This is a genomic window from Gordonia jinhuaensis (assembly GCF_014639795.1).
Classification (GTDB): domain Bacteria; phylum Actinomycetota; class Actinomycetes; order Mycobacteriales; family Mycobacteriaceae; genus Gordonia_B; species Gordonia_B jinhuaensis.
Genome location: NZ_BMGC01000016.1, coordinates 79,020 through 88,255, shown reverse-complemented (window position 1 = coordinate 88,255; position 9,236 = coordinate 79,020). Strand labels below are relative to the sequence as shown.

The following is a 9,236-nucleotide window of genomic DNA, read 5'->3' as shown; positions in this document are numbered from 1 at the left end:
GCCTACACCTCCAGCGACACCGCCCATCACCCCGCGATCTTGCTCACCCCTACATCTTGTGGTCGCAAGAACCTGTTCCACGCACCGTCAATCAGGAAGAGGCGGTTCAGACCACCCAGTGACTACCGGGAAATAGTGCAGAGCTACGGCCCCGGTCGTTTTGCCAGCGAGATATTCGTCTTCACGCCGCGCGGTCCCGAGGGAATGAACATCTATGCCGAGACGCAGAAGTTTCGCGAGATCCTCGACGACCCCGGATGGCAAGAGACGGTTGACGAGATCGGCTACCAGTGGTGCGAACCCGACGGCAACGAATTCCCTATTCAGCTGGCCGGAGAGTCCTTCACCGCTTGGGGAGGCGCTTCGGCAGGCGCATATGGATATTGGCACCAGATCGGCGATGATCCCGACGACTGGCCGGCGATCTACACCGACTTGGGCGGCTTCTGGCTCTATGACCGCGGTGGACTGGCGTCACTGCTGGTCAATGCGCCGACGGGGCAATTCCCGCCCAACACAATCGATCCATCGGTCGCTGAGTATCCGGCATTCACGCGCTGGTTCTGATCAGCCCGTACCACCCCTCACTCCCCGTCGAACAACCGCTTCCAGTTCTCCCGACTGGTCAACTGCGGCATGGCTTCTCGCCAGGTGCGCTGGATCTCCGGCGCTTCGGAGCGGATCCGCAAGCACAGAGCTGCGAGCTCTCGGCTCTGGCGCACCACGGTGTCGCGATCACGTCGGCGCACGCGCACACCGCGCTGGGAGGCGTCGGTGACGATCGCATTGTCGAACTGCGAGACATGCCACCACTGCGCCGAGTCGGCCGGAATCGACACCGGTGCCCGATTGAGCTGTCCGGCAATCTGTTTCGCCAGACGCTTGGCGAGAACCAGCCGGACCTTCGACTCGTCGGGTTCGGGTCCCTTCAGCGCGATCCGGGTGTTGTTGTCGGCCTGAGCACCAACCTCAGACGCCGGACGTATCAGCGTCTCGGGATAGTCGGCGCGAAGCTTCTTCAACTCGCCCAATTTCGACTGGCCGCCGTCGTCGAGAACCGAAGGGCCTGCGAGGAAGTCGCTCACTGCCAGCATCAGGGTCTGCGCCAGGCCGTATTGCATCGCGGCGATGTGTGAGCCGATCTCGTCGGCGACGGTCTTGGCGATGGTGGTGCCGTCGAACCGGCCGTGGATTGCCGAGACGATCATGCCGTTACGCCAGCTGAAGTACCGCGACCAGTCGTCGTAGTCCTTGAGATGGAAATCCGCATGCCACACACCGGCATTCGGCAGCGTGACGGTCGGGAAGCCGGAATGGCGTGCGCGGATACCGAATTCGATGTCATCCCATTGGAAGAACAGTGGCAGCGACAGGCTCATCGCATTCACGGCCTCGGCCGGCAGCAGACATGACCACCAGCCGTTCCAGCCGGCATCAGAGCGACCGTCGAGGTGGTTCTCGAGCAGGTTCAGTCCGTTGCTCGCATATGCGGTGGGTTCACCAGCCTTGATCTTGTCGAGCACCTCCCACTCAGCGCCCATATGCAAGCGGGAGGTCTCCGAGAGCAACAACATCTGCGCGCCCACCAGCACCGGCGCCATCGAGGCGTTGGCGAATGACGTCATCCGCAGCACCGATTCGGGCTCGCAGAGGATGTCGTCATCCATCACGATGATGTCGAGTTCGGTGGTCCCGCCCGGCGACAACTCGTAGATACCTCTGTTGAATCCACCTGCACCGCCAAGGTTGGGCTGGGTGAGGTAGATCAGCTTGTCGCCGAGCAGGTCTGCCATCGCGGCGAAGCGCTCCCTGTCGGCCACTCGCTGATCACCCTGGTCGACAATGTGGATCGAGGCGATCGACGCCATCGCCACCTCGTCGGAAGCCAGTGCGGTGACGGTGTCGATGCAGTCCTCGGGCCGGTTGTGGGTGCACACCACCACCGCCGCCTGACGATTGCGCTCCGGCGTAGGGATACTCCACCGCACATCGGAGACGCTGACCGTGGCACCGAGAGCGACCAGGTCGAACCACACCGCGCCGCCGTCGACGAACCGGTCGATCGCGATGTCCAACGAGGCGTGGCCGGTGTTTGCGAACTCGGTGGTCCCGAGCGGACGTTGCCGACCACTGGGATCTGACGCCCACAGCTCGACGCGCAGAGCCGGGCCCGCCACCGCATCGGGCTGCGGCGAAATCTGATGGTCGAATTCCAGCCGCACCGACGCCAACTCGGCATAACGCTGCCAGAACGACGCGGCGAAACGCCCGAAATAGGTGTTTGTGCTCGCGCATGCACCCGGCGCCAACACGAGTCGTGTCCGAGTGCGGTCACTGCGCTCCCGGTCGACCTCGACGTACAGGCCGTCGGCCACACGAGCGTCGGGTCCGGTGAAAAAGGTGCGCTGCACCAATGTCGAGTGGCTGTCGGCGGCGTCGTTGTGGGACGCGGCGACAGGACTGGACACATGCACTGCTGCGGTAGTCATCGACAGCCAAGCTACCCGTCCACGCGGTGCGATCCCACACCGATCCCAGACCGAATAAACCGGTCATACGCTGGTCTTATGTCTTTTTGACTGGTTCTTACGGTTTGCTTGACCGTTCCTTACCGATGCACTCACTCGATCTTGAAGATCACCATGCGCTGGACCACGAAATTGATCACCGTCGCGGTGCCCTGCGCGATCACATAGGCGAAGAGACTGTAGATCGGCCGCTCCGGCCACACCTGTGCGAGCCCGGAGTAAATGCCGACCTGGATCCCGAAGGTGCACAAGTAGAGCAAGGCCACCGCGATGAACCGCCTGGCGCTGGGTGTCGCACGGAAGGTCCACCGCCGGTTGACCAGGTAGGCCGCCGTGGTCCCCAGGATCCAGCCGCAGGTCTTGGCCAGCCACTCCGGTGCGCCGACGCCGTACTGCAGTATCAGAGTCAGCCCGAAGTCGAGGACACCCGAACCGACACCGGTGACGATGAACCGGATGATCTGGGTCTTCAGATCGACGTTGGTCGAGGCTTCCTGGTCGTCGAGTGGCAGCTCGATCGGCATCGGCGCATGCGGCGACTCGAACTCCTCATGCGGCGATTCCGGCTGGTGCTGCTGCTCTTCGGACACAAGCGACCAGCGTAGAGGACGTCCCACCAGGGTCAGTGATGTGCCAGACGCTTGTTGACCAGCCGCGTGAGCCAGACCGGTGAGAAGCGTGAGCCGGCGGCCAGGACCGCGGTGTCACGTCCCACGGTGTAGTGCACCTGATTGACGGCCTTGTTCACCACGCCTGGTCGGACCGCAGTCACGATCACGTCGGCGACATCTTGCGGCCCGAGGTTGATCCCGAGCGAATCGGTGGTGCCGGTCTTGAGCGTCGCGGTCATCGCCGACTGCACGAACAGCGGCCAGATCGCGACCACCCGGATGTCGCGGTCGGCCCATTCGATGTTGAGGGCCTCGGTGAGACCGCGGACGAAGAACTTGGTGGCCGAGTAGTTGGCGAGGTCGGCCTGGCCGTAGATCGCCGACGCCGACGCCAGGTTCACCACCGTCGCCCCCTTCGTGGCCCGCAGATACGGGAATGCGGCGTGACACCCGTTGACCACACCCTTGGTGTTGATGTCGATCTCGCGATGGTGTTTGGCCACGTCGATGTCCTCGAACGGTCCGCTCTCGAGCACGCCGGCGTTGTTGATCAGCACGTTGAGCTTCCCGCCGTCGGCCTCGGCGAATTCGGTCACCCGCGTGGCGAATTCGTCGGCATCACGCACGTCGAGATGGCCGGTTCGCACTTTTCCGCCGGACCTTTCGATCTCCTCGGCGAGCGACGTCAGACCCGCCTCGTCGATGTCGAAGGCACCGACTGTGTAGCCGAGTTTCGACAGAGACAGTGCGGTGGCGCGGCCGATTCCCGCCGCTGCGCCGGTGATGAAGACATTCTGAGCAGTCATGACCATTGTTTTACCCGCGCATACGTGACGAGGCGCACAACAGGTATGGGTGGGGCCCGCGTCCGCGAACACCGGGTCCGGACTCCGATCGGGCATCGGAGCACACCGAGTAGTCTTGTCCGCGATGTCTACCACCGATCTGCCCATCGAAGTCCGCCACCTCGAAGGCTGGAACCGCACCACGCCCACCGATGGCCATGTGCTCGAGACGCCCGACGTCGAGGTCATCGCGAAGGCCGTTGCCGCCGTTGCCGATGCCAACGCCGACAAGCCCGACTACCTGCGTCGCGGGATCATCGCGCGCGGTCTGGGCCGCTCGTACAACGAGTCGGGTCAGAACTCCGGCGGTCTCACCGTCGACATGACGCTGGTGAACAAGATCCACTCCTTCGACGAGGAGACCGGGATCATCGAGGTCGACGCCGGCGTGTCGATCGATCACCTGATGAAGGTCGTCGTGCCGAGCGGGTTCTGGGTCCCGGTGATGCCGGGTACCCGCCAGGTGACCATCGGCGGCGCCATCGCCCACGACATCCACGGCAAGAACCACCACAGCCAGGGCAGCTTCGGCAATCACGTGGTCGAGATGACGCTGCTCGTGGCTGACGGCCGGGTACTGACACTGAAGCCCGAGGGCAGCGCCGACGATCCCGACGGCACCCTGTTCTGGTCGACCGTCGCCGGTATCGGCATGACCGGCATCGTGCTGCGCGCCAAGATCGCACTCAAGCGCACCGAGTCCGCCTACTTCCTTGCCGACACGTTCACCACGAACAATCTCGACGAGACCATCGATCTGCACCTCAACCAGCGCTACGAGGACGGTTTCGAATACGCCTCGGGCTGGTTCGACACCATCAGCGGTCCCCCCAAGCTCGGGCGTGGTTCGTTCAGCCGCGGCAACCTCGCCACCTACGACGAGTTGCCCGCCAAGTTGAAGAAAGAGCCGCTGAAGTTCGACCCGAAGCCGCTCATCACACTGCCGAACATTTTCCCGCGCGGTCTGGACAACAAGTTCGACTTCACGCTGATCGGCGAGCTCTACTACAAGATGGGCTCCAACAAGCGCGGCGTGATCGAGAGCCTGCCGCAGTTCTATCACCCGCTCGATCTGATCGGGAACTGGAACAACGCCTATGGTCGCGGTGGCGGATTCACCCAGTACCAGTTCATCGTGCCGGTGGGCAACGAGGACGAGTTCAAGAAGATCATCACCGACATCCAGGCGTCGGGACACATCAGCTTCCTCAACGTCATCAAGCTGTTCGGTGAGGGCAACAAGGCGCCGATGAGCTTCCCGCACACGGGTTGGAATGTGTGCCTGGACTTCCCGCTGCGCCCGGGTCTCGCGGAGTTCCTCAACGAGATGGACCTGCGGATCATGGAGATGGGCGGACGCCTCTACACCGCCAAGGATGCGCGCACCTCCGCCGAGCACTTCCACCAGATGTACCCGAAGATCAACGACTGGATCGCCACCCGTCGCTCGATCGACCCGAACAACGTCTTCATCTCCGACATGGGTCGCCGACTCGAACTGCTCTGAGCTCGTTCAGATCTGGCGTTCCCGACAGACAGACCTCCCCGCCCGCGGGCGTACCGCGAAGAAGAAGGAAGAACCGTACCGATGTTCAATGCCGTTGGCTCACCTCAGTCCATCCTGCTGCTCGGCGGCAGTTCCGAGATCGGTCTGGCGATCTGCGAGGAGTTCCTCAAGAAGGGCCCCGCACACGTGATCCTCGCGACCGTTCCCGGTGACCCGGTGGGCGACGCCGCGGTGGAGAAGATGCTCGCGGCCGGTGCCTCCTCGGCCGAACGCATCGACTACGACGCGCTCAAGCCCGAGACCCATCCGGCGATGATCGAGAAGGCCTTCGCCAAGGGAGATGTGGACCTCGCGATCGTGGCCGCGGGTGTGCAATTCGACGACGAGACCGTGTGGCAGGACCAGCCCAAGGCGGTCACCGAGGTGACCATCAACTACACCGCGGCGGTGTCGGTGGGCGTGCTGCTCGGCGACAAGATGCGCGCGCAGGGGCACGGCCAGATCGTCGCGATGAGTTCGGCTGCCGGCGAGCGGGTTCGCCGCTCGAACTTCCTCTATGGCTCCACCAAGGCCGGGCTCGATGGCTTCTATCTCGGACTCGGCGAGGCCTGCCACGACGACGGCGTGCGCGTTCTGGTGGTGCGCCCCGGTCAGGTGCGTACCCGCCTGTCGGCCGGTGTGAAGGAAGCGCCGATGACCGTCAACAAGGAAGACGTGGGCGCCGCGGTCTATGACGGTGTGGTCAAGGGCAAGGAGATCATCTGGGTCCCTGCCCAGTTCCGTCTGGTGATGGCGGTACTGCGTCACATCCCGCGCAAGATCTTCCGTAAGCTGCCCATCTGAGAACACGCCGGGGTGACGATCGCGTCACCTCGGACAAGGGGCCGCCTGGGCCGGCCCGGGGGTGAGTGACGGGAGTGGGACGTGCGGCGTGAGCATCGCGTCGGTGGCCATCTGATCGCCGGTCGTCATGCGGTCACCGTCTCAGAACTCATCGGTGCGGCGGTCATCGCACTGGTGGTCGCGGCGGTGGGACTCAAGGCGATCGCCGCAGTCGACTGGCCGGCGTTCAACTCCTCCAACGTCGATTCGGCGCTGACCACCACCGGACAGTGCATCTCGATAGCCATCCTGGTGATCGCGGTCGTCTGCGACCGCCGCGGCTGGTGGCGGTGGGCGGTGAAACCGCTGTCGTGGATCGGCATCGCCGGATTCGCGACGGTCACACTGGCCATGCCGCTGGGCGCCACCAAGCTCTACCTGTTCGGCATCTCCGTCGACCAGCAGTTCCGCACCGAATACCTCACGCGCCTCACCGATTCGCCCCATCTGGCCGACATGACCTACGTGGGTCTGCCGCCCTACTACCCGGCCGGCTGGTTCTGGTTGGGCGGTCGGTATGCCTCGGTGGCTGGTCAGGCCGGCTGGGAGGCCTTCAAACCCTGGGCGATCATCTCGATCGCGGTGGCCGCTGCGGTGTCGATGGTGTTGTGGACACGCATGATCCGCACCGACCGCGCGATCGCGGTCAGCCTGGCCACCACTGCGGTCACCCTCATCTACGCCTCGCCGGAACCCTACGGCGCGGTGCTGATCATGATCGGCACCCCGATGCTCGTGGTGATCTTCCACGCGCTGCGCAGTGGCAGTCGCGCGGGCATTCTCGCATCGGGGCTGTTCATCGGTCTCAGCGCGACGTTCTACACGTTGTTCACCGGGTACTACGCACTCACCGCCGTACTGATGACGCTGTGGTTGGCGGTACTCGCGTGGCGGCGCGCGGCCGACCCGTCGGCGCATCGTGCGGCAGTGCGCGCGCGGCGATTCCGCGACCTGCTGCGACTAGTCGGGCGGCTGGTGGTGATCGCGGTGATCGCGGGACTGGTCGCGCTGATCGTGTGGGCTCCATATCTGGCGAAGAAGCTCAGCGGTGCGCCATCGGGCGGCGGGACAGCCGAACACTACCTTCCGTCGTCGGGGTCGGTTCTTCCGTTCCCGATGCTGCACTGGTCGCTGGTCGGGTTGCTGTGCATGGTCGGGTTCATCTGGATCCTGCTGAGATTCGGACGCCGCACCGTGGCCACCGCGCTGGGCATCGCCGTGGTGACGGTCTACCTGTTCTGTCTGCTGTCGATGGCGGCTACCGCCGCCGGGTCGACATTGCTGGCCTTCCGCCTGGAGCCGGTGCTGGCAGTGGTTCTCGCCGCTGCGGGCATCTTCGGAGTCACCGAGCTCGCGGTGGCACTGGTCGGCCGGTTCGGTGACATTCGTACTGCGATCGCCGTGGTGGGGATCGCACTGGCGATCGCTGTCTCGCAGTCGATCCCGTCGAGTCTGTCCTCGGAGATCTCCATCGCCTACACCGACACCGACGGCAACGGCGTCCGCGCCGACAAGCGCCCACCGAGCGCGGAGTCGTACTTCGGTCAGATCGACAAGACCATTCGTGAGCAGACTCATGCACCGGCCAACCGGTCGGTGGTGCTCACCGCCGACTACGGTTTCCTGTCGATCTATCCGTACTGGGGTTTCCAGTGCCTGACATCGCATTATGCGAATCCGTTGGCCCAGTTTGACAAACGCGCCGAGGCGATCGAGAAATGGTCGCACGCAACAACTCCCGACGATCTCATCGACCAGCTGAACCACTCGGCGTGGGAGGCTCCCAATGTCTTCCTGTTCCGGTACTCGGCGGATGGCTACACGCTGCGCCTGGCCCGCGATGTGTACCCGAACGACCCGAATGTGCAGCGGTACACGGTGACTTTCCCTGCCGACCTCTTCACCGATCCTCGCTTCACCGTCACCGAGGTGGGGCCGTTCGTCGTGGTGGTCCGTACCGGCGAGCGCTTCCTGACCCCGGCTTGAGGGTTGTGAACGTGAAAGTGGGTCACTGGAATGAAACTCACCATCGAGTCCATCGACGTCGGGCGCGGATCTGAAGTGCACCACGTGTACACCGACCATGTGAACTGGACGCTGTTGCGCGATGATGACGGCATCACGCTCATCGACGCCGGATACCCGGGTCATGCCGATCTGGTGGTCGATTCGATCCGAATGATCGGCGGCACACCCGAAGCCGTGGTCGCCGGACTGTTGACCCATGCGCACGTCGACCACATCGGCGGGCTGGCGAAACTCGCTGGGCGGTACGGCTTCCCGGTGTACACCGACGAGATCGAGGTAGCACACGCCCGCCGAAAGCGCCTTGAGCAAGCCGGTCCGCTCGACATCGCGCGCATGGCCTACCGCCCTCGCGCCATCTCGTGGCTCGTGGAGGTACTGCCGCTGGGAGTGCTGAGCCGCGCGGGCGTGGACGACGCGCAGGGTGTTGCAGCGGGCGTGCCGCTGGATCTTCCCGGCCGGCCGGTGCTCGTGCCCAGCCACGGTCACACGAGTGGACATGCCGCATTCCTGGTCGCCGACGGTCGCGGACTCGTATCCGGCGATGCATTGATCACCGGCCATCGCGTCTCTGGAATGACAGGGCCACAACGGATTCCGCGGGGATTCGACCACGACCGGGCCGAGGCAGCCCAGGCGCTGATCGGCTTCACGCATCTGGACTCCGATTTGCTCCTCCCCGGCCACGGGCCATTCATGCGCGTGTCAGTGGCAAAGGCCGCCGAACAGGCGTTGTCACAGGAGTGAACGCCGACAGATCTGCTCTGTCATTCACGTGAATGATCTTTCGATGGGGTCTGCATTTGTCCTGTTTCCCTTGTCGGGGTGAGTTTTTCTC

Annotated in this window: 8 protein-coding genes; 5 read left to right on the top strand and 3 right to left on the bottom strand. The window is 64.0% G+C overall.

Annotated features, from left to right (window positions below; translation table 11 throughout):
- Window positions 1-567, top strand: a 567-nt coding sequence (locus IEW22_RS12110) for a hypothetical protein (RefSeq protein WP_229742543.1), incomplete at its 5' end; no start/stop codon positions are given.
- Window positions 568-584: 17 nt separating this feature from the next.
- Here the strand turns inward: IEW22_RS12110 and IEW22_RS12105 are convergent.
- The 3 genes from IEW22_RS12105 to IEW22_RS12095 all read right to left on the bottom strand — a co-directional run bounded on the left by IEW22_RS12105 (window position 585) and on the right by IEW22_RS12095 (window position 3,945).
- Window positions 585-2,489 (bottom strand): glycosyltransferase, encoded by a 1,905-nt coding sequence (locus IEW22_RS12105; RefSeq protein WP_188586854.1) that lies wholly within the window; start codon window positions 2,487-2,489, stop codon window positions 585-587.
- Between the two features lie 131 nt (window positions 2,490-2,620).
- Window positions 2,621-3,052 carry a GtrA family protein gene (locus tag IEW22_RS12100; protein WP_229742554.1) on the bottom strand — a complete coding sequence of 144 codons (432 nt, stop codon included), beginning with the start codon at window positions 3,050-3,052 and terminating at the stop codon, window positions 2,621-2,623.
- A 98-nt stretch (window positions 3,053-3,150) separates the two neighbouring features.
- Window positions 3,151-3,945: an SDR family oxidoreductase gene (locus IEW22_RS12095; RefSeq protein ID WP_188586853.1), complete on the bottom strand. Its 795-nt coding sequence runs from the start codon at window positions 3,943-3,945 to the stop codon at window positions 3,151-3,153.
- A gap of 124 nt (window positions 3,946-4,069) precedes the next feature.
- Here IEW22_RS12095 and IEW22_RS12090 point away from each other — a divergent pair, with 124 nt between their 5' ends.
- From IEW22_RS12090 to IEW22_RS12075, 4 genes are all read left to right on the top strand, one after another.
- Complete coding sequence (locus tag IEW22_RS12090) at window positions 4,070-5,491, top strand: FAD-binding oxidoreductase (RefSeq protein ID WP_188586852.1); 1,422 nt, start codon at window positions 4,070-4,072, stop codon at window positions 5,489-5,491.
- 81 nt (window positions 5,492-5,572) lie between these two features.
- Entirely contained in the window at window positions 5,573-6,334 is a 762-nt protein-coding gene (locus tag IEW22_RS12085; RefSeq protein WP_188586851.1) for a decaprenylphospho-beta-D-erythro-pentofuranosid-2-ulose 2-reductase, read from the top strand.
- A gap of 81 nt (window positions 6,335-6,415) precedes the next feature.
- Window positions 6,416-8,359 (top strand): galactan 5-O-arabinofuranosyltransferase, encoded by a 1,944-nt coding sequence (locus tag IEW22_RS12080; protein WP_188586850.1) that lies wholly within the window; start codon window positions 6,416-6,418, stop codon window positions 8,357-8,359.
- A gap of 30 nt (window positions 8,360-8,389) precedes the next feature.
- Window positions 8,390-9,145 carry an MBL fold metallo-hydrolase gene (locus tag IEW22_RS12075; protein ID WP_188586849.1) on the top strand — a complete coding sequence of 252 codons (756 nt, stop codon included), beginning with the start codon at window positions 8,390-8,392 and terminating at the stop codon, window positions 9,143-9,145.
- Window positions 9,146-9,236 lie beyond the last annotated feature (91 nt).